Source organism: Bacillus sp. FDAARGOS_527 (genome assembly GCF_003812125.1).
Lineage (GTDB): Bacteria > Bacillota > Bacilli > Bacillales > Bacillaceae_G > Bacillus_A > Bacillus_A paranthracis.
Genome location: NZ_CP033795.1, coordinates 4247795 through 4271640 on the forward strand (window position 1 = coordinate 4247795; position 23846 = coordinate 4271640).

At 37.4% G+C, this 23846-nt stretch carries 16 protein-coding genes and 1 riboswitch; of the genes, 8 read left to right on the forward strand and 8 right to left on the reverse strand.

From position 1 onward, the window contains the following. Window positions 1–9 precede the first annotated feature (9 nt). Window positions 10–2937 carry an isopeptide-forming domain-containing fimbrial protein gene (locus EGX95_RS24895; protein WP_001028699.1) on the reverse strand — a complete coding sequence of 976 codons (2928 nt, stop codon included), beginning with the start codon at window positions 2935–2937 and terminating at the stop codon, window positions 10–12. A gap of 525 nt (window positions 2938–3462) precedes the next feature. After that, window positions 3463–5463, reverse strand: a complete 2001-nt coding sequence (locus tag EGX95_RS24905; RefSeq protein ID WP_123805767.1) for a YhgE/Pip domain-containing protein — start codon at window positions 5461–5463, stop codon at window positions 3463–3465. 135 nt (window positions 5464–5598) lie between these two features. On the opposite strand from EGX95_RS24905, the gene EGX95_RS24910 reads away from it, so the two are divergent. Next, a complete protein-coding gene (locus EGX95_RS24910; protein WP_000421897.1) occupies window positions 5599–6483 on the forward strand; it encodes a LysR family transcriptional regulator in 885 nt (294 codons plus the stop codon). Window positions 6484–6530: 47 nt separating this feature from the next. Here EGX95_RS24910 and EGX95_RS24915 read toward each other — a convergent pair whose 3' ends face one another. Further along, window positions 6531–7616, reverse strand: coding sequence for a hypothetical protein (locus EGX95_RS24915; RefSeq protein ID WP_001231568.1), 1086 nt, complete (start codon window positions 7614–7616; stop codon window positions 6531–6533). Window positions 7617–7707: 91 nt separating this feature from the next. Then, a complete protein-coding gene (locus EGX95_RS30570) occupies window positions 7708–7857 on the reverse strand; it encodes a hypothetical protein (protein ID WP_000283184.1) in 150 nt (49 codons plus the stop codon). Between the two features lie 253 nt (window positions 7858–8110). Here EGX95_RS30570 and cydA point away from each other — a divergent pair, with 253 nt between their 5' ends. The 3 genes from cydA (at window position 8111) to EGX95_RS24930 (ending at window position 12172) form a co-directional block, all read left to right on the forward strand. Continuing rightward, on the forward strand, window positions 8111–9466 hold the full coding sequence (gene cydA, locus EGX95_RS24920) for a cytochrome ubiquinol oxidase subunit I (protein WP_000381967.1): 1356 nt from the start codon (window positions 8111–8113) through the stop codon (window positions 9464–9466). After that, window positions 9459–10484 (forward strand): cytochrome d ubiquinol oxidase subunit II, encoded by a 1026-nt coding sequence (locus EGX95_RS24925; protein WP_000544181.1) that lies wholly within the window; start codon window positions 9459–9461, stop codon window positions 10482–10484. Before cydA ends, EGX95_RS24925 begins: the two co-directional genes overlap by 8 nt. A gap of 329 nt (window positions 10485–10813) precedes the next feature. Continuing rightward, the gene (locus EGX95_RS24930) at window positions 10814–12172 is read left to right on the forward strand and encodes an arsenic transporter (protein WP_000021134.1); all 1359 of its coding nucleotides are present in this window, start codon (window positions 10814–10816) and stop codon (window positions 12170–12172) included. Window positions 12173–12426: 254 nt separating this feature from the next. Here the strand turns inward: EGX95_RS24930 and thiC are convergent, their stop codons facing one another. Both thiC and lldP read right to left on the reverse strand, forming a co-directional pair. Continuing rightward, complete coding sequence (gene thiC, locus EGX95_RS24935) at window positions 12427–14187, reverse strand: phosphomethylpyrimidine synthase ThiC (protein WP_000814468.1); 1761 nt, start codon at window positions 14185–14187, stop codon at window positions 12427–12429. A gap of 113 nt (window positions 14188–14300) precedes the next feature. Further along, window positions 14301–14416, reverse strand: a riboswitch (TPP riboswitch). A gap of 71 nt (window positions 14417–14487) precedes the next feature. Then, entirely contained in the window at window positions 14488–16146 is a 1659-nt protein-coding gene (lldP, locus tag EGX95_RS24940) for an L-lactate permease (protein ID WP_001099317.1), read from the reverse strand. A 296-nt stretch (window positions 16147–16442) separates the two neighbouring features. On the opposite strand from lldP, the gene EGX95_RS24945 reads away from it, so the two are divergent. After that, a complete protein-coding gene (locus EGX95_RS24945) occupies window positions 16443–16760 on the forward strand; it encodes a magnetosome magnetite crystal formation protein family (protein ID WP_001014100.1) in 318 nt (105 codons plus the stop codon). Between the two features lie 68 nt (window positions 16761–16828). Here the strand turns inward: EGX95_RS24945 and EGX95_RS24950 are convergent, their stop codons facing one another. Together EGX95_RS24950 and EGX95_RS24955 are read right to left on the reverse strand one after the other, a co-directional pair. Beyond that, window positions 16829–17320, reverse strand: coding sequence for a metal-binding protein (locus tag EGX95_RS24950; protein WP_001139068.1), 492 nt, complete (start codon window positions 17318–17320; stop codon window positions 16829–16831). Between the two features lie 50 nt (window positions 17321–17370). Beyond that, entirely contained in the window at window positions 17371–17736 is a 366-nt protein-coding gene (locus tag EGX95_RS24955) for a YkvA family protein (protein ID WP_000435502.1), read from the reverse strand. 545 nt (window positions 17737–18281) lie between these two features. On the opposite strand from EGX95_RS24955, the gene EGX95_RS24965 reads away from it, so the two are divergent. From EGX95_RS24965 to EGX95_RS24975, 3 genes are all read left to right on the forward strand, one after another. Beyond that, on the forward strand, window positions 18282–20210 hold the full coding sequence (locus EGX95_RS24965) for an LTA synthase family protein (RefSeq protein WP_000665330.1): 1929 nt from the start codon (window positions 18282–18284) through the stop codon (window positions 20208–20210). Window positions 20211–20686: 476 nt separating this feature from the next. After that, window positions 20687–21571: a D-amino-acid transaminase gene (locus tag EGX95_RS24970; RefSeq protein WP_002028859.1), complete on the forward strand. Its 885-nt coding sequence runs from the start codon at window positions 20687–20689 to the stop codon at window positions 21569–21571. 210 nt (window positions 21572–21781) lie between these two features. Continuing rightward, a complete protein-coding gene (locus tag EGX95_RS24975) occupies window positions 21782–23530 on the forward strand; it encodes a C40 family peptidase (protein ID WP_000760283.1) in 1749 nt (582 codons plus the stop codon). The last annotated feature ends 316 nt before the right edge of the window (window positions 23531–23846 follow it).

The window sequence follows — 23846 nt, forward strand, 5'->3', positions numbered from 1 at the left end:
CTTTATATTTTATAAATTACTGTCCCCTTTTCGGAAATAGAGAAATAGCGTTAACACAATGAGCAATGTGCTAAATAAGTAAATGAGATTTGTTCCAAACCCTCCTGTATTCGGAATGACCCATTCACTCTTGTTGTTCTCTACTTTCAACTTTTGCAAAGGTGATGTAAGTTCTACATGAATTGATTCCTTCAAGATCATGTAACCTGTCGGTGCTTTTATTTCTTTAATTTCATATTTATCGAATAATAGCGGTTCAGAAATTGCTTTTCCACTTTCATCGGTTACTAATTTTCCGACTACATTTCCATCTTTATCGATAATTTGAAACTCTGCATTTTTCAGTTTCAACGTATGATCCTTTGCATCTACTTTTTCAATTTCAATCTTCCCTGACGGAGGAGGTTCCACTGCTATTTCTACTGATGGTTTTTGTGGAGAAATATTATCTCCTTTTACCGTACCTACGTTCAGTATTTTTTTATCTTCATAACCATCTTTTATCTTCACTTGAAATACGATTGTATGCCATTCGGTATCTTGAATGTCGCCTAGTTTCCCTATTACTTTTCCAGCCTTATAATGACCACTGTCAGTATCTTCGGCATCCGTTACTATATTGCCATCCACCCGAATTGATCCTGGTACATATTCCACACCTTCTGGCAATTGGTCTTCTACTAAAGAATTTCTTATGATGCTATCTTTGACTGTATTACGAACCTTAATCGTATATTCAATCGTATCTTTTACTTCATACTTCTTACCTTGTTGTAAGTTCTTTACTTCTTTCACTGATTCCACTTTCGGATTCTTATAATCTACTTTTACTAGTTTTTCAGGTTCCTGCGGTGTAATGTTCTCTCCCGTTACCTTCGCTTTATTTACTATTTCTTTCCCTGCTTGATTCGTTTTCACTTTCACATGGAACACTACTGTATGCCACTCTGTATCTCGAATATCTCCAAACTTCCCGGTTATTTTTCCAGTCTTATAATGGCCACTATCCCCATCTTCAGCATCTGTGACAACCTTCCCATCTATTCGAATCGTCCCTGGCACATATTCCACACCTTCTGGTAATGGATCCTCAATAATAGCATTGTTTATCACGCTACTCGCCACGTTATTACGCATTTTCACTGTATATTCAATCGTATCTCCGACTTCATATATGCTCTTACCTTGCTGTAAGTTCTTTGCTTCTTTTACCGTTTCTAGCTTTGGATCTTTCGGTTCTATTACAATAGATTTCTCTGGTTCTTGTGGTGTAATATTCTCACCTGTTATTTTTCCTATGTTACGAATCGTTTTATCTAACTGATCCAATTTTACTTTCGCTTGGAAGGTAACTGTATGCCATCCTGTATCTGTAATATCACCTAAATTCCCAATCACTTTACCTATCGTATAGTGGCCGCTATCTTGATCTACAGCGTCCGTCACCGCTTTTCCATCTACTTTAATGGTCCCTGGTACATAATCTACCCCGTTTGGTAATGAATCTTCTATTATAATCTTTTTCGCGATGCTATTCTCAATTTTGTTACGCATTTTAACTGTGTATTCAATTGTATCTCCGACCTCATACCTACTCTTACCTTGTACATTTTTCACTTCTTTAACCGACTCTATTTCAGGGTTTCTTGCAATAACCTCGTTTACAACTTCATTGGAATTTGTATATTCCTTTGAGCCCTTCAATAAGTTGCCATAATCTATTCTTGCCTTATTTGTAACTTGCTTTCCAATATAACTTGGTAAAGCCCTTACTTTAAATTGAACTGTAATTCCATTTGGATCCTCTTCTGTATTTTGTACATCGCCTAATTTAACAGTGACTTTTTTGTCTTTATAAAAGCCTGCATCATTATCTTCTGCATCTGTTATAGCTTTTTCGGTTCCATCAGCTTTTAGTTTTATGGAGCCCGGTACATATTCTGTTCCATCTGGAATCATGTCAGTGAACATTGCTTCACCAGCAACATCTCCGCCGTGGTTTTTAACGTTCACTGTATACGTCAACTCATCTCCCGCATACACTTTTCCTTCTGGACTTACAGATTTTGTTGCCGTAACACAAGGTTCTGTTCCTAGGAAAATATCATCTAGGAAATTTCCTACTGATAGGACATTTCCGTATGTTTTTACAGCCTCAAAACCAAATCGAGTTAACGTTTGACCTGCTGGAACTGTATAAGTCCCGCTATAGCGACCCCACGCTTTATTATCATCTTCCATCGTTTGAATAGTAGGTAAGGAAGTAATATTCGCACTTGCTGATCCGATACGAACTCGCATCGTATCTTTCCCATCTCTTCCCCTATGAGCTAATCTCCAATAAATCGTTTGCCCTGGAGTCGTTTTCACATCTTGATATAACATGCCAGGTTCCCTTGCATTTAGTTCGGCAAATTGCTCTCCTTCTGCTGGAAGTGGTGAAGGCAATGGTATTCTATCTCTCGTTCTCCAAATTTCAATTACTTTATAGCGATCTGTCGTTCTCCAGCCCTCTACATTATCTTGATCAATAAAGAAGTCTTTCGTTATCCTTGGCTTTTCAAATCCACCATTTTTAAGTACAACTCTATTTTGCTGAACGCACGTGTTATCTACTAAACTTGCTGGTGCAATATCTTTTATCCAGGAAGACGTCCCAATCCGTTCCTCTCCAACCTCTACAGGAATATCCTTTGCTACATTGTGCTCATAAGGTGGACCTGGATCAAAATCTTTCACAGCTTCTGGATTTGGCTGCTCTTTTACAGAACCTATCTCTATATCTTTCGGTTGTTCTGTTATAGAATCTGTCTCCGCATGCATCGTCATGTTGTCAATAAAACTGATAGGTATATCCGCGAACACTAATAAAAGCATCAACAGTACTAAAAAGGTTTTTTGTCTTCTTAGCTTCTTTTTTCGCCTCCATATGTTCATATACGATATCCCACTCCTCCCCAGACTTCTTGACTTATTACTACGGCATTTGCATTGTACTTTCCATGTCAAACAGGAAAATTAATTTACATCATTAAGAGTGAGGATCGGTAATTTCCAAAGGAACGCTTCATCCTTATATGTATAAGAAAATTTACTGAATGATCATCCAGTAAAAAGTTCAAACAAACCAACATATAAACTATGTATGTCTCCTTTTCCTACCTTAAAAACATTTGAATACCTTTCCCATCATGTAAAACAATGCCAATATTTAATTTGTACGTTCATTATATTTATTTCAAAAAAACTTTTCCATAATATTCTAACAATTGGCATACTCCAATTTTAGAATATTCAAAATACTTAAAGCGTACATATATAGAAAAACAAATTAATTAATCTCACCATACATCTCTTCTCTTATATAGGAACTGATGTATAAAAAAATAAAACAATGTGCTTTTTGCTACAAGAAAAGCAAAAAGAAGCCATCCAAAAAAAATCGGATAACTTCTTTTTATTTTAAGAAACTTTTTCTACATTCGTTTCCCTATGTTGTATATGGCTCGTGATCCAAGCAATTCCACCAGCAACAACGAGATAGCATAACAATATTAAAATTTGCATTTGTAATTGCGACCAATCTCCTAAAGAAATCACATCTTGTAGTCCTCTAAGAGAATGAGACATCGGGAGAAATTGTCCAATTTTGCTAAGAACAGCTATATTTAATTCTCCTGGGAAAGTACCCCCGCTCGTCGCTAACTGCAGGACAAGAAGCGTTACCGCTAAAAACTTTCCAACAAGACCAAATACTGTTACTAACATAAGAATAAACGTCATAAACGTAAAGGAAATAACGATACTTGATAAAACAAAGAGTGGCACACTTGCAACTTCTAATTTCATAACTCCTAGCACAACTACATCTACAAGCAATGCTTGAATAAGTCCAATTACATATACCAATCCTAATTTATTAATAAAATGTACTGTTCCACTTACTTTCATATTTTGTCTACGGCCAAGCGGTAAAATATTCGACGCCATAATTCCGCCAACATAAAACGCAAGCGATAAGAAATATGGTGCAATACCTGAACCGTAATTAGGTACGTCAGAAACTGTTGACTTCACTAATTGAACCGGCTCTGAGAACATCGTATTGCGTGCATCATCATTGCGAACATCTGCTATCTTCGCTGCACCCTCTCCTAATTTCGTAGAAAGTTCTTTCGCACCATCGTCAAGTTTAACAAGTCCGTTCGTTAACTGATCAACACCATGATTCAGCTCTGTTCCCCCGCTCGCAAGTTGATTGACACCTTCTTGTAATGATGTAAACCCAGTTCCCCATTTCGTAAATCCACTAGCTAAATTCGCCGCATTATCTGCTATCTTTTTCGTTCCAGCAATAGCCTCATTTAACTTAACTCCGAATGTATTTATACCTTCTTCAATCTTATGTTGACCATCCGCAAGCTTCTTTGCACCTTGCGTCAATTGTTGCTGGCTATTATTTAAGGTGTTTGTTGCTTTAGCTAATCCATTAGACGTAGCAATAATCTTTTGAAAAGCAGGGTCTTGCTGCACTTCTGGATGACTTTTCACGTACTCTTCTAATTGTTGTTTTACACTATCTGCTGCATTGTCCGCTTTCACTTGCCCTTCAGCAAGTTTCTCACTTCCGTTCACCCATTCATTTGTACCAGCACTTAATTCACTAACCCCTGATTGTAAAGTTTTTTCACCTTGTGTCAATAACTCCATCCCGCTATGAAGTGAGGTTGCTCCTTGACTTAGCCCATTTGCTCCGTCAGTTAAGGCAGATTGGCTAGAAGCAAGTTTGTCACTTCCCTCTTTCACTTTTGATGTCCCGTCACTTAAACGATGAATACCATCTGCGAGCTGATTTGCCCCATTTCTTGCATCTGTCGTTCCTTCATGTAACTTCCCAGCACCATGACTTGCATCATTCAACCCTTGTGCTAAGTCTTGAAACTTTGAAAAGACACCTTCTGTATAAGATTTCGTAATACTATTTGAAATTTTTGTTTTCATATTTTCAACAGCTGTCGTTCCAATTTGCGCTGCTACAAAGTTTTTACCCGGATTTACTTTGTACTGCAATTGTGCTGGTTCTGGTTTTTCATTCATAAGTGTACTTACCTTTTTAGAGAAATCGGCTGGAATCGTAACAACCATATAGTACTTATCTTCTTTTAGCCCTTCCTCAGCATTTTTTTCTGATACGAAATGAAAAGCCAGTTCCTTATTCTCTTTTAAATTTTTTACAAAATCGTCTCCTGCATGAATTGTTTTCTCATCCATCGCGGCACCTTTATCTAAATTTACAATCGCAACAGGTAATTTATCTAATCGTCCGTACGGATCCCAATATCCAGCTAAAAAGAATCCTGAATAAATTAAAGGAACGATTAATAAAAAAATTAAAGCGATACGTCCATGTTTATGGTGCCACATCGCTTTCCAATCTTTAAATATAAGTTGAATTCCTTTCATGAAACATACTCCTTCTCCAAATTTAACACCATTAGAATGGTTTAACAGATTTACTATACACGTCCATTTCCATACTGTATAATACATCTTTAATTATCAATTCATTCCTTTTGGTCTATAGAAAGGAGAGTCAAAATGGAACTTCTTCAACTAAAATACTTTCAAACAGTCGCAAGATTAGAGCATATGACAAAAGCCGCTGAAGAATTGCATATCGCACAACCTTCGCTCAGCAAAACAATTGCTAGATTAGAAAAGGACTTAGGCGTTCCGTTATTTGACCGCCAAGGGCGACAGATTACATTAAACGCTTTCGGGAAAGTATTTTTAAAACGAGTAGAGCGTATTTTTCATGAATTAAGTGAAGGCGAACGAGAAATTAAAGATTTAGCTGACTTACAACAAAGCTCTATTACGCTTGCTGTTTCTATTCCAAGAATATTACCAGAACTAATCGGTTCTTTTTTACTAGAACATCCTAACGTTCGATTCCAGCAATTTCTCGCATCTACTCCTTCTATGAAACGACAACTAGATAATATAGAAATTGACTTTTGTATTTCTTCTGTGCCAATTGAAGGCGAGGAAATTATTTGGGAGCCACTTATTACAGAAGAAATTTTCTTAGTCGTCCCTTCAGGCCATCGTTTATCAGGACGTGAAAGTATCTATCTGCATGAAGTAAAAGATGAACCGTTCATTAGTATGAACACTGGTTACGGATTTCGGCACTTAACGGATGAATTTTGTAAAGAAGCTGGCTTCACTCCACATATCGCCTTTGAAGTAGATGAACCAACCGTGATTAGCGACCTGATTAAGCAAGGCCTCGGCATCGCCTTTGTCCCAAGTTTAACTTTATTAAAAAACTCTACTTTAGCATTAAATAAGTTACGTATTATTGAACCAAATTGTGAGCGAACGATTGGGTTAAGCTGGTCAAAAAAACGTTACTTATCGAAAACTGCTCAGAAATTCCGTGAATTCGTAATTGATTACTTCTCCAATATTAGGACTTAAAATGATATTAAACAATAAAAGATGCCATCCCCATAGGGTGGCACCTTTTATTTTTCACTCTTCTCTAATTCTATTTCAGCTAAAAGCGGCAAAACATTATCAAAAATATGCGTATTGTTATTTTCGCCTGTTACATATCCACCGTAATATCTACTAAATACGTTGTCATTTCGGAATGTGGCCATATGATCATATAATTCCTTTGCGAAATTTGTATCACCTGTTTGTAGTACGTACAAAATCGTTAATCCGTAAGCGGCTGGCGATTCATAATTCACAGTTTGTTTTCCCGTTTCTAAATTGTAACGACCGTATAGCTTTCCATCCTCCTGGAATTTCTTCTTTATAAATTCCAAATAAGCATCTGAGGAAAGACCACCTAAACTACGATGATATGCAACGTATGATTGGTCAATAAGATTCACTTCTTTATCGTACGTAAATGTACCATCTTCTTTATACTCTTTCGGGAATGCCCATCCATGCCTTGGGTAATCTGCTAAAAATTGAACGACTTCCTCATATTGCTGAGCAGAAACTTTACCATACTTTTTCATATAAGAGAACGCGCGCGGATTTATATATGACGTTGTTGCAAAATCATTTTGTTTCCTTGCATCTGCATCATAATAATCAACATAATAATTATCCTTCTTATTATAACGAATTACAGCATCACTCAATTGATCTGCCAAGTTTTTATAGCGCTCTTCCTTGTACATTTCATAAGCGCGATATAACTGTTCTATAATACGAAGGTCATCAATAAGTGCATTTGTAGCTGACTGCATTTCTCCCTTTTCAGAGATTTTCCATAAAACAATTTGGTCCTTATGTACAAAGTTATTTTGAATAACCTTAACTTGTTCATCGAATAACGCTTGATCATCTTTATCCAATGTATATTGTAGCCAAAGTCCTGCTGATTCTGATAAAGCTTCACGGCCTTTCGCTTCACCGGTACCTGCTTTTGTATCTTCTAAACGATATGTAGCAAGCGTCCCATTTTCATTCATCATATGTCTTAAAATAAAATGCTCCGTACGGTTTCCTTGCAAAGCTGACCAAAATACAATTCCACCTAAAGCGATTAAAAGAATAACTCCAATCACTATATATATACGTTTCCGCAAACTTTTCACCTCCCTAGTAAGGCTATCCTTAATTTTACCAGAACATACGTAAATGTAAAAAAGACAATCTATTAGATTGTCTCCCGTTCCTCTATCCCTCACAAGCCTCTTTAGAAGGTCTATATAGCGATTCTACGAGTCGATCATACTCACTACGCGTAATCTCTTTATTATATAGCTTCAGTAATAAATCTCTATGCTCTTTTGAAAATGCCATCTTTTTAATGACTTCAGGATACATAAAACATCCTCTCCATTTCACATAAACTTCTTTACCCTAAAACAGAACTTATGTTCGCATAAAAGATTATAAAATATTCCTTCCTAAAAAACAAACAAAATATTATTAAACATTAACTTCTTTCTATTCATAATATTCAATCATCATATTAACATATCCATTTTTTAAATACATATATATTTTTGGTAGTTTTTTTGAATAAATCTTCCAATTCAATCAGAAAATAATGGCAAAAAAGAAGAGGAGTTTACATATGGATACGGTAACATTAGCAAGAGCATTTTTCGGTTCTTCACTAGCATTCCACATTATCTTCGCAACACTTGGTGTCGGACTTTCATTAATGATTTTTATAAGTGAAATACTCTATCACTGGAAGAAAGATTCCGACTACGCCATTATGGCAAAAAGATGGACAAAGGCCTTTGCCATCCTTCTCGGTGTAGCAATTCCAACTGGAACAATCGTTGGTGTGCAAATCTCACTGCTTTGGCCTGGTTTTGCCAAAATTGTTGGGCAGGTTATTTCTGTTCCCTTTCAAATTGAGATTTTCGCCTTCTTTTTAGAGGCTTTGTTCATGTCCATTTATGTATATGCAGCTGACAAACTACCTCCATTCATGAGATTAATCTCGCTATTCTTCGTCATGATTGGTGCCACGGCATCCGCCGTGCTTATTACATCGGCAAATACATGGATGAATACACCCGCGGGCTTTTCAATGGGACCAGATGGATCAGTTTTTAACGTTGATCCGTGGAAAGCTTTCTTTAATCCGAGTTTTGGCACAAGCGCATTCCACGTTGTGATTACAGCCTATGCAACTGGAGCTGCCGTCATTGCCTCTATCGCTGGATTTAAATTATTAAAGAGGAATTTAAGTAAACGTGAAGTGGCGTATCATAAAAAAGGGCTACTATTAGGACTCGTCGTAACATTTATTACAGGTGCTACGATGTGGCTTTCGGGACACGAATCGGCAATTGCCTTACATAAGCATTCCCCTGAAAAACTGGCATCTGCTGAAGCTTTATTTGAAACGACATCACATGCACCGTTATCCATCGGCGGAGTTGTAGATCCTAACACACTTGAACTAAACTATGCACTAGAAATTCCGAACATGCTTAGCCTACTAGTGGGACTAGACCCTAACACCGTCGTAAAAGGTCTAAATGAATTTCCACAAGAAACATGGCCACCATTTTACACACATACATTGTTCAATTTAATGGTTGGCACTGCTGCCTTTACCTTTGCAGTTGCAGCAATTGCCCTCTTATATTGGTACTTTGTTTACCGAAAAAAAGGGGCCGAACTACCGAAGTGGCTTCTTTGGGGAGCTGCCGCATGTGGACCAGTTATGATGCTTGGCATTGAATTCGGATGGATTTTCAGCTGTAGCGGTCGTCAACCGTGGACCATTTACGGTATGCAACGTACAGTCGACGCTTCTACACGCGCTGATTTTGTCGGTCCTTTATTTATTCTATTCATCATTTTATATATTGGACTCGGTATTTTAACAGTCTTTGTGCTACGGACATTCTTTAAGAAACATCCGCTTACAAATGATTTACATCACGAAGGAGGCGATTCTCGTGCATGAGGAAAGTATTGCAATCATCATCTTATGGGCCCTTATTTTCGTATACAGTATATTAGGATCCATCGATTTTGGAGCAGGTTTTTGGGGCATGGTATACGCAAAACATCCAACGCTCGCTGCCAAGCTTGCCAACCGATACTTATCACCGACTTGGGAAGTAACAAATACGTTTCTCGTCTTTGTCGTTGTCGCATTTCTTGGCTTCTTTCCGAAAGCAGCCTTTACTCTTGCGACAGTAATGTTCGTGCCCGTTATGTTAATTTTAGTACTCGTGGCAATTCGCAGTACATTTATGGTATTTGCTTATTCTCTGCCGAAGTACCAACACCTTCTTCGTATCATTTCAGGTATTACAGGGCTCTTAATTCCAGCTCTATTAATTACCGTTTTACCAGTTACAGAAGGTGCCTATATTACAATGTCTGAAGGAAAAGAAGTACTCCTATATGGAAAACTTCTTTCTAGTCCTGTTATTTATTGTTATATGCTCTTTGGACTAACTTCGGAACTATTTCTTTCCTCTCTCTTTCTTGCTGATTTTGCGAGAGAACAAGGTTCAGAAGATGCATATAGAATTTATAGAAGAAACGCGATTATCCTTGGTCCTGCAACGCTCGTTACGGCGATTATTGCCCTCGTTGTAATGGATCCGGAAACACACTGGCTTATGCAAGGGCTAATAAAGCAATTCACATGGTTTACAGTTTCTATCGTTTTATTCATTATCGGATACTCTTCTCTTTGGTGGACAAACAAGAAGTATGACACACTAGGATACCCTCGCATTGCCGTTTTAGCAGTCGTCGCTCAATATGCATTTGCAAGTTATGCTTACGGCGTTGCGCATTTACCGTATATTATTTATCCTGATGTAACTGTATTTACAAGCTTTACAACGGTCGAAACATTCTATGCATTGCTTATTCTATATGCAATTGGGATTGCAATTTTATTACCAGGATTTATTTTCTTCTGGAATTTATTCTTGAAGGATCGAACTTTTTTGAAGGAAAAATAATATTGTAGGGCCTGTTCCAAAAGGTATTTTGGGATGGGCTCCTTTTGTCATGTTTTGTCGATAAGTCGATATAATTTAAAAATCGCTGATATATCTCCATAATCACCTATATAAATTTTATTTACTATCTTACTGCCCCATTAATTTCTAGACTCCTCTCACAATAGTTATTTCACTAAGAGAGATACTTGTCCCATAACTTGAAAAACACATATTCATTGCACTCCGGTATACGTCTAGTTCTTCTTATTTTTTGCTGAATATACTACCAATACAAACCTTAAGACAAGCTACATTACTTTAAGGAAAAGTAGAAAGGTAGGTAAAATATGAGCATTGAAATATGGATTACTATTATTGTATTCTTCTTAACAATGATTGTTATCTTTTGGCGACCTCGTGGTTTAAATGAGGCGTGGCCGGCAGCAATTGGCGCTGGCATTATCCTGATTACTGGACTTGTATCAAAACCAGACGTCATGGACATTATTAGTAAAATTGGCGGTGCCTCCATAACAATATTAGCGACCATCGTTATGGCGGTTATATTAGAAAGCTTCGGATTCTTCCACTGGTCCGCAGCGAAACTTGCAAACTTAGCAAAAGGCTCCGGGCGCCGCTTATACTGGTATATTCAATTATTATGTTTTCTTATGACTCTTTTATTTAATAACGACGGTAGTATTTTAATTACAACGCCAATCTTAATTCTTCTCCTAAAAAATCTTCAATTAAAACCGCATCAACAAATCCCTTATTTATTAAGCGGTGCTTTAATCGCTACTGCATCTAGTGCACCAATTGGTGTAAGTAATATCGTAAACTTAATCGCATTAAATATCGTGAATATGACTCTTTATATGCATACTGCTATGATGTTTGTACCTGCAACATTAGGACTATTGTTTATGTCATGGCTTATGTATACGGTTTTGAAGAAAAAACTTCCGAAAAAATTGCCTGTTTCTTCATATGATATTGAAGAAATATTCTTCACGAAAAACTTTCATCCGTTAAAAGGAAAAAATTCAGTTGATACGAAACAAAAACGGACAAGGTTCATGCTAAAAGTATTAGGCTTCGTCTTCCTTATGCGCTGTCTTCTATTCGTTGCATCCTTCTTATCCATCCCAATCGAGATTGTTGCCGTACTCGGTTCACTCGTTCTTCTCATTTGGAGATGGTACTACTTACGAACGAACCCTGTCGACATTTTGAAAAAGACACCTTGGCACATTTTGATTTTTGCTTTCTCTATGTATGTCATTATTTACGGGCTCCACAACGCAGGATTAACAGCAGCGCTTGTCCAATGGCTTGAACCAGTTGTAAGTCAACATCTGCTTTATGCTAGCTTTGCAATGGGTGGACTCGTTTCTCTCCTCTCCAATGTCTTCAATAATCACCCTGCACTTATGATTGGTACCATTACGTTAACAGAAATGGGATTAGATCCAGTCACATTAAAAACTATCTATCTCGCAAATATCATTGGTAGTGACATCGGTTCACTATTATTACCAATCGGTACGCTAGCTTCTCTCATTTGGATGTATATCCTGAAACAAAACAAAATTAAAGTAAAATGGAAAGACTATTTAAGTGTATCCCTTATCGTTATTCCACTCACAACAGTCGTTACATTATTCCTCTTATTCTATTGGGTACATCTCTTCTTCGCCTTATAAAGTGAAACTTTAATCAGTGGGGGTTTTGTTCATCCACCACTGATTATCAGCCCTAACCAATCGGGCTTTTACGGGCAGTTGCCCCCCACCTAACTTCTTTGCTTCCGCTGAATTTTGAGGCGGGGGTCTTACTTCCCGCAAATAGCGGGATAAACAACAGAAGCCCGCTTTGCTACCGTCTTAGCAAAGCGGGCTTCTTCTATATTTAAGTTAGGTACTACAGTGTGATCAATCAAGTAAAGAGGTGTAACGTGTTATTGGTATAAATGACTACCAGTGTCTTTAAATTCTTTCGCTTTCTCTTTCATTCCCTTTTCAATTGCTTCTGTCGTTTCTAAATCATTTTCTTTCGCGTATTCACGAATATCATGTGAAATTCTCATACTACAAAACTTCGGTCCACACATGGAACAGAAATGAGCTGTTTTTGCGCCTTCTGCCGGCAATGTTTCATCGTGATATTCCATCGCACGTTCAGGATCTAAAGATAAATTAAATTGATCGCGCCAACGGAATTCAAAGCGAGCTTTTGAAAGTGCATCATCGCGCTGATGAGCCGTTTTGTGCCCTTTCGCCAGATCGGCCGCATGCGCAGCGATTTTGTACGTAATAACACCTTCGCGTACATCATCTTTATTCGGTAAACCTAAATGTTCTTTCGGCGTTACATAACAAAGCATCGCCGTCCCAAACCAGCCAATCATCGCAGCTCCTATTGCGGATGTAATATGGTCATAACCTGGTGCAATATCTGTCGTTAAAGGCCCAAGTGTATAGAATGGCGCGCCCTGACAAATATCAAGCTCTTTCTCCATATTTTCTTTAATTAAATGCATCGGTACATGCCCAGGCCCTTCAATCATCACTTGCACATCATGTTTCCAAGCGATCTTCGTTAATTCACCAAGTGTTTCAAGCTCAGAGAACTGTGCTTCGTCATTTGCATCTGCAATTGAACCTGGGCGTAATCCATCTCCAAGAGAGAACGAAACATCATACTGCTTCATAATTTCACAAATCTCTTCAAAATGAGTGTATAGGAAGTTTTCTTTATGATGGAATAAACACCACTGCGCCATAATCGAACCACCGCGCGAAACGATACCTGTCGTACGCTTTGCAGTAATTGGAATGTAACGAAGTAATACACCAGCGTGAATCGTAAAGTAATCTACGCCTTGCTCCGCTTGCTCAATTAACGTATCACGATACACTTCCCACGTTAAATCTTCTGCAATTCCGTTTACTTTTTCAAGAGCTTGATAGATCGGTACAGTTCCAACTGGTACAGGCGCGTTACGAATAATCCACTCACGCGTCGTATGAATGTTTTTACCTGTAGATAAATCCATAATCGTATCTGCACCCCAGCGAGTAGCCCATGTCATCTTCTCTACTTCTTCCGCGATAGAAGAAGATACAGCAGAGTTTCCGATATTTGCATTCACCTTCACGTGGAAATTACGTCCAATAATCATCGGCTCTGCTTCCGGATGGTTAATATTTGCTGGTAAAATAGCGCGACCTTCCGCAATTTCCTTACGAACAAACTCCGGCTCTACTCCTTCACGAATCGCAACATATTCCATCTCAGACGTAATGATGCCATTACGTGCATAATGCATTTGCGTAACATTTGCACCTTGCTTCGCTCTAAGCGGTTTGCGATCCATCTGCGGGAAAACAGGTGTATGTTTCGAAGCCACCTTCACACCGTCATCCTCTGGTTTTACTTCGCGCCCTTCGTATGCCTCTACATCTCCGCGCTCTAGGATCCAAGAGTGGCGCGGCGTTGGAATCCCCTTTTCCAGCTCCACTTTATACGCGGGATCCGTATAAGGACCGCTCGTATCATACACACGAATTGGCGGATTCGGGACGCCATTTGTATCGCTTTGTTCAATCTCACGCATCGGCACCTTCATACCTTCTCGTGGTCCATCCACATACACTTTCTTACTTCCTGGTAAACTCGATTTCAATTCAATTTGCTCAGCTGAAACAGACTGTTTCATAACCTTTGTTGCCCCCCTGTACGTGACAAGGACGAGATATTGCCAGCGTATGCCAAAATAAAAAGAGCCAGGTCCATAAAAAAATAAGGACCTGGCTCATAAAAGACATCATTATGTAAAGCCGTTAACTTCCCTACGCTGGTACGAGCCAGATCAGGTCCAAAGGGTTAAGAAGTTCACGCGCTTCTCTCTCAGCCTACGCATACGTTAGGCACCCCTAGTTTATCACTGATTTAATTTTCAATACTTTCCCATCATACACGATAATCTGAAAAATGCAAAGTTTATTTCTTTTGTTGTTTATGGAATCATCCACGTTAAATAATATGCCTGTACATACGTCATAATACCAACAATAATTACGAAGAATAAACTATGCTTCACTGTAAAGCGGAATAAATCTGATTCTTTCCCAGCAAGTCCAACTGCTGCACAAGCAATTGCAATCGATTGTGGAGAAATCATTTTTCCAGTTACACCGCCCGTTGTATTCGCTGCAACGAGAAGTACTTCAGATACACCGACTTGCTGCGCTGTAATTGCTTGTAAATTTGAAAATAATGCATTCGCTGAAGTATCAGACCCTGTTAAGAATACACCAATCCATCCTAAGAATGGTGAGAAGAACGGGAATAGTCCGCCAGTTCCTGCTAGTGCTAATGCTAGTGTAGAAGATAGCCCAGAATAGTTTGCAATAAATGCAAATCCTAATACAAATCCAATAGATAGAATTGGCATTTTTAATTCACTTAAAGTTTCTTTAAATGTTACTACTGCATCTTTTACACTCATTTTCAAAATAAACATGGAAATGATACAAGCAATTAAAATTGCTGTTCCCGTTGCTGATAATACATCAAACTTCAAAATTGCCTCGTAAGGCGTCGCTTTATTTACAATAGGCTCTGCTTTCATTACTAAATTGTGCAAGCCTGGAATTTCAAACTTAAATACAAGGCTTTCTAACGCGCCTCCTGGAACAAATAATGCTTTAAAGAAACTTTGGCTCCAAACCACTACCATAACCGTTAATACGATAAATGGAGACCATGCCTTTACTACTTTTCCTAACGTTAATTTCGGCATCGATGCCGCTGTTGTTGCAGCTGCTTCTCTATTTGCTTGCCCAGATTGATAAATTTCTTTCGGTTGCCATACTTTTAAGAACAGCGCTAAACTAACTAAACTTACAAGTGCCGACGTAATATCCGGAAGTTCTGGTCCTAAAAATGTCGCTGTTATGAACTGCGTAATTGCAAATGAGCTACCTGCTACAAGTAAAGCAGGCCACGTTTGTCTTACCCCTTTCAACCCGTCCATTAAAAATACGATAAAGAATGGAACAAATAATGATAAGAACGGTAATTGATGTCCAGCCATTTGTCCAATTTTATGTGGATCAATACCTGTTACTTGTCCAGCAACTGTAATCGGAATTCCCATCGCTCCGAACGCTACTGGTGCAGTATTTGCGATTAAACAAAGACCAGCTGCATATAAAGGATTTAACCCAAGACCTGCAAGAAGTGCTGCCGTAATCGCTACTGGTGCACCGAATCCCGCTGCCCCTTCTAAAAATGCTCCGAATGAAAAACCGATTAAAATAACGAGTAAACGGTGGTCATTCGTAATGGATAATACAGATGCACGAATCACATCGAATTGACCTGTTTTCACAGATATTTTATATAAAAATACCGACATAATGATAATCCAAGCAATTGGCCATAGTCCGTATAAAAAACCATATCCAGTCGCTGCCATTGCCATCGTGAACGGCATCTTATAAGCGAATAATGCCACTAAAATTGTAAGTACAACTGTAATAAATCCTGCCACATACCCCTTCATGCGGAAAACTGCTAAAGCTAAGAAAAAAAAGATAATCGGAATAAGTGCGACCGCCGCCGAAATCCAAATGTTTCCGAACGGATCATAAACTTGTGTCCATGTGTTCATTGTTCTCTCCCCCTAAAGAATCCCCTTTTAAATAGAATAACCTCATCAATAGACTATCAGGTCATCATACCTTTAAGCCTAAAATAAAAAAACGTTTAAGAAAACGTTTTCAATAACTTTCATTTATACTGTACCATAACAATTTCCGTTTAAAAAGATTTTTTTGAAAATTTTATTATTTAATATGAAAATCTTACAAAATCGTCACGTTGCTGTAATGTTCATCGATAGAAAGCTTGCCAAAACTATTGCATAATAATAGTATAACAACAGACATTATTCATGAGGTGATATATATGAATGGAAACAAAATATTAGCAGCTTTATCATACTTTAGTGTATTATTTGCCCCTATCTTATTCCCTATTATTGTGTGGATTGTGGGAGATGCTGAAACGAAACCACATGCAAAACGTGCTCTATGGACACACATTATCCCAAGTATCGCTACATTCATTGGCGTAACTATTTTAGGAATTATGGGTCTTGGATCTGATCAACCGGATGTAACACTGGGCATCGGTACAATGATTGTCTTATGTATTTGCGGAATCATTAGCTTATACTACTTCATTTGGAACATCGTAAAAGGTATTAAAGTACTGAAAGCTTAATCTCTTTTTAAACAAGCGTTTGATTAAAAAGAAAAACCGTCCCAAAATACCTTTTTGGGACGGTTTTTTTATCTTCTGCGTTTCTTCTTTTTTCTCATCATTTTCTTGCGACGCGTATTCACTTTATCCGCTATAATGTGAAGCGTGCTTGCAACAACAATTCCCATTACGAACGTTACAATTTCAACCTCATGTTTCTTCGCAATTTCTATTAAATTCCCGTCAAGCACGATTACATTTAATAGGAACAAAAACGGAGAAAACACAATTAACATGTATGCAATACGAATCGCATCACCAAGTATAATTGTGTGTGTAAAGAAGGAGCGATGCGGCATCACCTTCTTATACGGATACCAAAATATACGCAGGAATCCCCATTTATTATACGCATTACTATACGTATCTAAATCCGGTGTTAAAAATGTAGTACCTACTAAAAAGCCAATTGCAAAAGTTAATAAAAAATCAAAATTTGTTAGTCCATACGAAAAGAGCAGAAACAAAACAACCGGAAGGGATATTAAGTTTATTTTCGTATGCGTTCTTCCTGATGGCATAATGCACTTCCTCGCTTACGTTCGCCCTGTCACCATGTGACAGTTCTCACCTATTGATCTAATTTCTGATCGATAAAGGATGTGTCTATATCCGAACCAAACCATTCTGCCAACTTCACTCGCGCCTTATCTTTTACATCATCATCGACGTATAGCGACGCTTGTAATAACGCAGCCATTAACGCCCCTAAATCATCCGTATAACCAATTCCAGCAACGAAATCTGGAATCGCATCAATCGGTGCAATAAAATAAGCAAGTGCTCCAATTACAATAATTTTCACTCGTTTTGGAACATCTGGTTTCTGCAAAACGTAAAACAACAATAAACTTGCATAAATAACTGACTGCCCTGCTTGCTTTGCGACATGTTTTACTTTCTTCCAAAATGCTTCAACTGAAAATTTTTGCTCCATGTAAAGGCCTCCCTATTTTTTAAAAGAAATAAGCTACAATATGTTTTCAGTAAAAGTTCATCAAAATTACACATAATCTATCAATGAACTTTCATTGTAACAAACAAACTCAAAAAGAACAAGTGTTCGTTAATTTTTACATATTCCCCTTCATATAATAGATTTCTAGATAACCACTTACCCATTGTCATTTCTTATTTCTCAACAAGAGATTTTTCACTTTCACTTAACATTCTGCTCTACCTTTGTTATATTTTCTAGTTGACGGACATATAAACGAATGTTAAAGTTTTCTCTGGTAGTGACAAATCTCATACAAAAAATGTAAAATGTTATAGTGTTTCTCAGAAATGAATTTTGTTGTATAATACAGAAATGACGTTATGCTTATGAGTAACACAAGAAACTAAAAGGGTATGCATAGTTATAGTCGTATATGGGTGAATATAGAACCTCTAATTATGGCCAAGAAAACTATGTATTTTTTATTTTAGCATTTTTCGCTCCAAAATCGACCAAGCCTGATAGAGAAAGGGTGGAAATGAATGAAAGAAACCTTGAAATCACAATTTCAAAATGTGCGTTTCACTGCATTCGTAGCTTTAGCCTTATGGTTGAAGACATATCTTATTACACGCACAAGCTTTGATTTAAAACTTGAATCTTTCATGCAAGAATTCATTTTATTCCTGAGCCCATTAGCAGCATCATTACTGCTTGTTGGTCTTGCATTATTTGCAAAAGGGAAAAAACGTAACTATATAGCACTTGGAATTAATTTTGTCTTAACAATCGTTCTTGTTGGTAACGTAATGTTCTACGGATTCTACAATGACTTCGTTACTTTACCAGTACTAGGACAAACATCTAACTTCGGAAGTTTAGGTTCTAGTGTAAAAGAATTGTTTAACTACAAAATTATCCTCGCATTTGCTGATATTATCGTATTCTTCATTTTATTGAAGAAGATGAAGAATTTTGCACCGACAGAACGTGTAGCACGCCCAATGCGTTCCCTATACTTCGTGTCAACAATTGCTATTTTCTTCGCAAACTTAGGATTGGCAGAAGCTGAGCGTCCAGAACTATTAACACGTTCATTCGACCGCGTTATGCTTGTTAAAAACTTAGGTTTATATGTACACCAAGTGTATGATCTTGGCTTACAAGCAAAATCAAGTTCACAAAAGGCATTTGCTGACGGTAGTAAGTTACAGGAAACAGAGAACTACGTAAAAACAACGCAAAGCAAACCAGATCCAAATATGTTTGGTACTGCAAAAGGGAAGAACGTAATCGTTGTCTCTCTTGAGTCATTACAAACATTCTTAATTGGTGCAACAGTTAACGGACAAGAAGTTACACCATTCTTAAACCAATTTACGAAAGAAAGTTATTACTTTGATAACTTCTTCCATCAAACTGGGCAAGGAAAAACATCTGATGCTGAATTCTTAGTAGATACTTCAATGTATCCACTAGACCGTGGTGCTGTATTCTTCACACACGGTAACAACGAATACACAGCAACTCCAGAAATTTTACGTCAGCAAGGATACTACACTGCAGTATTCCACGCAAACAACGCAACATTCTGGAACCGTAACATTATGTATCCGGCACTTGGTTATGATCGTTACTACAACGAGCTTGACTATAAGATTACGCCAGAAACGAAATTAAACTGGGGATTAAAAGATATCGAGTACTTTGATCAATCTATCGATATGTTAAAACAAGTGAAGCAACCGTTCTATACTCGCTTCCTTACTTTAACAAACCATTACCCATTCACTTATGATGACAATACAAAATTAATTGATGAATACAATTCTGGTGATGGCGTATTTGACCGTTACATGGTAACAGCTCGCTACTTAGATGAAGCAATGAAACACTTTATTGAACGTCTAAAAGCAGAAGGTATTTACGACAACTCAGTTATCGTATTCTACGGTGACCACTACGGTATTTCTGAAAACCATAACCGTGCAATGGCACAGTTCTTAGGAAAAGAAGAAATTACTGCGTTTGACCATATGAACTTACAAAAAACACCGATGTTTATTCACGTTCCAGGTCAAAAAGAAGGTAAAACAATTTCAAAACCAACTGGTGAAATTGACATTAAACCAACTATTCTAAACTTACTTGGTGTAGATTCTACGAATGACGTTCGATTCGGTCATGACATATTCTCACCTGACAATAAAGGATTCGTTGTTCTTCGTGATGGTAGCTTCGTTACAGATAAGTACATGTACACGAACAGTACATTCTACGACCGTGCTACTGGCGAAGTTGTACAACTACCAAAAGAAGAATCTCAACCACTTATTGATCGTGCCCAAAATGAATTGAGCATGTCTGACAAAATCATTGAGGGTGACTTACTTCGCTTCTCTGAAAGCAACAAGATCAAAACTGGTGAAGTAAAGACAGCTATTAAAGAAGAAAAGAAGAGCGCTGAGTAATCTCAGCCTCTTTTTTTATATTCCTCCATACAATTACTTATATTCATTAACTTTAACATTACATAACCTTTACCAAATATTCATATAAAATTAATGAAGTATCTCTATAATAAAATATGTAAACGAGGTTCTATATATTTCTTATCTCTCATCTGTAATAAGATCCCTTAAAGAAATATGTGAATCGTTTATTTCTACTTTCTTATAATTGTCTTTCAATATGTTTTGTTTCCATACACAAAACATTCAATAAGACGATGTCCCTATGAAAGATAGCTACCCTCCTTGTGCAGCATTCCATAAGAATGTTGCTTTTTTTATTTAAAAGCAGGATTCTTATTTCTTATTTTCGAATTTGTATATACGAAATGCTGTAAATCACTACTACTTCTCTACCATTTACCAAAACATATACGTCATATGTAGAGAATTGCTTACATAAAAATTAGTATTGTGACTTCTTTACTTACGAAAGGATGGGATCGAAATTGGCATATGAAAGATTTGTACTTTGGAATGATGCAGTTATTGATACAACGAAACAAAAAACGTACATAGACCTTGAGGAAAGAGGCTTGCAGTTTGGGGATGGTGTCTACGAGGTTATTCGTCTATATAAAGGGAACTTTCACTTATTAGATCCGCATATCACAAGATTATATCGCTCCATGGAAGAAATAGAATTAACACTCCCTTTCTCAAAAGCGGAACTGATTACCCTACTTTATAAACTAATCGAAAATAATAATTTCCACGAAGATGGAACGATTTATTTGCAAGTATCTCGTGGTGTACAAGCTCGTACCCATACGTTCTCATATGACGTCCCTCCAACAATCTATGCCTATATTACAAAGAAAGAAAGACCAGCGTTATGGATTGAATATGGTGTACGTGCCATATCAGAACCGGATACGCGCTGGCTACGCTGTGATATTAAATCATTAAACTTATTACCGAATATATTAGCTACTACGAAAGCGGAACGAAAAGGTTGTAAAGAGGCCCTTTTCGTACGAAATGGTACTGTAACTGAGGGCAGCCACTCTAACTTCTTTCTCATTAAAAACGGAACTCTTTACACACATCCAGCTAATCACCTTATTTTAAATGGCATTATTCGTCAATATGTTCTTTCTTTAGCGAAAACCCTTCGTATTCCAATACAAGAAGAGCTTTTCAGCGTTCGTGATGTTTATCAAGCGGATGAATGCTTTTTTACAGGAACGACGATTGAAATTTTGCCGATGACTCATCTTGATGGAACCGTAATCCGAGATGGTCAAGTTGGCCCTATCACGAAAATGCTGCAACGATCATTTTCTCAGAGTTTGTTACAATCCAATATGTCATCTTCTTAAACACGAATAATTTCTATCCTTTCTACATTCAATATATGTATTTAAATGGAAATCAAGGTATAGATTTATGCCTTGATTTTTTCTTGTAATCTTTTTGTCATATTCAGATTCCCGCATAAGTCTTGACAGTAATCGACATGCTCTTTAGAATTTTTAACAGTTGGTAAATATTTCTTCACTACATTACAGACAGAAAGGAATCGACAAATTATGAAAAAATACCTTGCCGGTCTTGCGGCAGTGTCTGTAGCAGGAGGAGCAGCACCTACACTTGATAGTGTTCAAGCTGCCCCTGAACAAAATACACAAAAAGCTGCTACAACTGTCCAAGCTTCTGCATCAAACAGCTCATCTTATAAGGTTAACGCTGACGTATTACATGTTCGTGCAGGATCAAGTACTTCTCACGACATCATCTCGCGCGTTTATAACGGTCAATCACTAAACGTGATTGGCGAAGAAAATGGTTGGTACAAAATTAACATGAATGGAAAAACAGGCTTTGTTAGTGGTGAATTTGTATCAAAAAATGGTGCGAGCAATTCCAATGTAAGTACAACAGGTGGAAAGAATAAAGTTACTGCTGATGTATTACGTGTACGTACCGCTCCTAACACTTCTAGTTCTGTTTCAGGACGTGTATATGAAGGACAAACATTAAACGTAATTGGTCAAGAAAATGGTTGGGTAAAAATCAACCATAATGGACAAGTAGGTTATGTAAGTGGTGAATTTGTATCTGGCGTTTCTGCTAATACAGGTTCTTCAAACAACAATACGAATAATAACAACCAAGAATCTGTAAAACCAGCAAGCGGAAACTATACAGTAAATGTATCTTCCCTTCGTGTTCGTACAGGTCCTAGCACTTCTCACACAACTGTAGGTTCTGTTACAAAAGGACAAGTCGTACAAGTTGTTGGCGAAGTTCAAGATTGGTTCAAAATCAATTATGCAGGCCAAACAGCTTACATAAGCAAAGACTACGTAACAAAAGGCGGTTCTAGCGATAACGCTACACAAGGAAACAACCAAAATAATAACCAAAACAATAATGTAACTGTTCAAACTGGTGGTACTTACGTTGTTAACGCAACATCTCTACGCGTTCGCACAGGCCCTGCTACTTACCATAGCGTAATTGGTGGCGTATTAAATGGTACGACATTAAACGTAATTGGCTCTGAAGGTAGCTGGTTTAAAGTTAACTATCAAGGAAAAACAGGCTACGTTAGTAGCGAATTCATGAAATTCGTTAAAGGTGGCACTACTACTCCTGAGCAACCAAAACAACCTGAACAACCTAATCAAGGTGCAATTGGTGACTACTACATTAATGCTTCTGCCTTAAATGTACGTAGTGGTGAAGGTACAAATTATAGAATCATAGGCGCACTTCCACAAGGACAGAAGGTTCAAGTAATTTCTGAAAACTCTGGATGGAGCAAAATTAACTACAACGGTCAAACTGGTTATATCGGCACACGTTACCTTTCTAAAACACCAGTTGGCGGCGCAGTAGATAATAAGCCTAACAACAATCAAAATAACAATCAAAACAATAACAACAATAACAACAATACAGGTAATAATAGCGGCAACAGTTCTTCTATACTTGCATATGCAAAAGGAATGCAAGGCGTACCATACGTTTGGGGCGGAACTTCTGCTAACGGTGTGGACTGCAGTGGCTACATCTACCACGTATTTAAGAAATTTGGTCATAACATTAGCCGTCAAAGTGTTGCGGGATATTGGGGTAGCCTACCACAAACTTCAAATCCACAACCAGGTGACTTAATTTATTTCCAAAACACTTATAAATCAGGTCCTTCTCATATGGGTATTTACCTTGGGGGCGGATCATTTATCCAAGCTGGAGATAAAGGTGTAGCAATCGCTTCATTAAGCAATTCTTATTGGAGTAAGCACTTCTTAGGTTATACGAAAGCACCTTAAGTTATATTTTTAGAGCCTTCTAGATTACTAGAAGGCTCTTTTTAATGTGTATAACCTATTTCTTCAAAAAAATAATGTATCTATTTTCCTATTTCATACACTATATTCTACAATAATGATCCATAACGTTATCATAATGTATATTTTTACATAAAAAACATAACCTATTTCATGTCTAATCATTTTATATGTGTTTTTTTGAAGAATTTTCTTTTTATTTAAACTTTTTGTTAGACGTTTGACCTCTGATGTCCATTATGATAAGTTACTTAAGATGTTATATTTGCAGAAGTATAGACAACTGTTTTATACATTT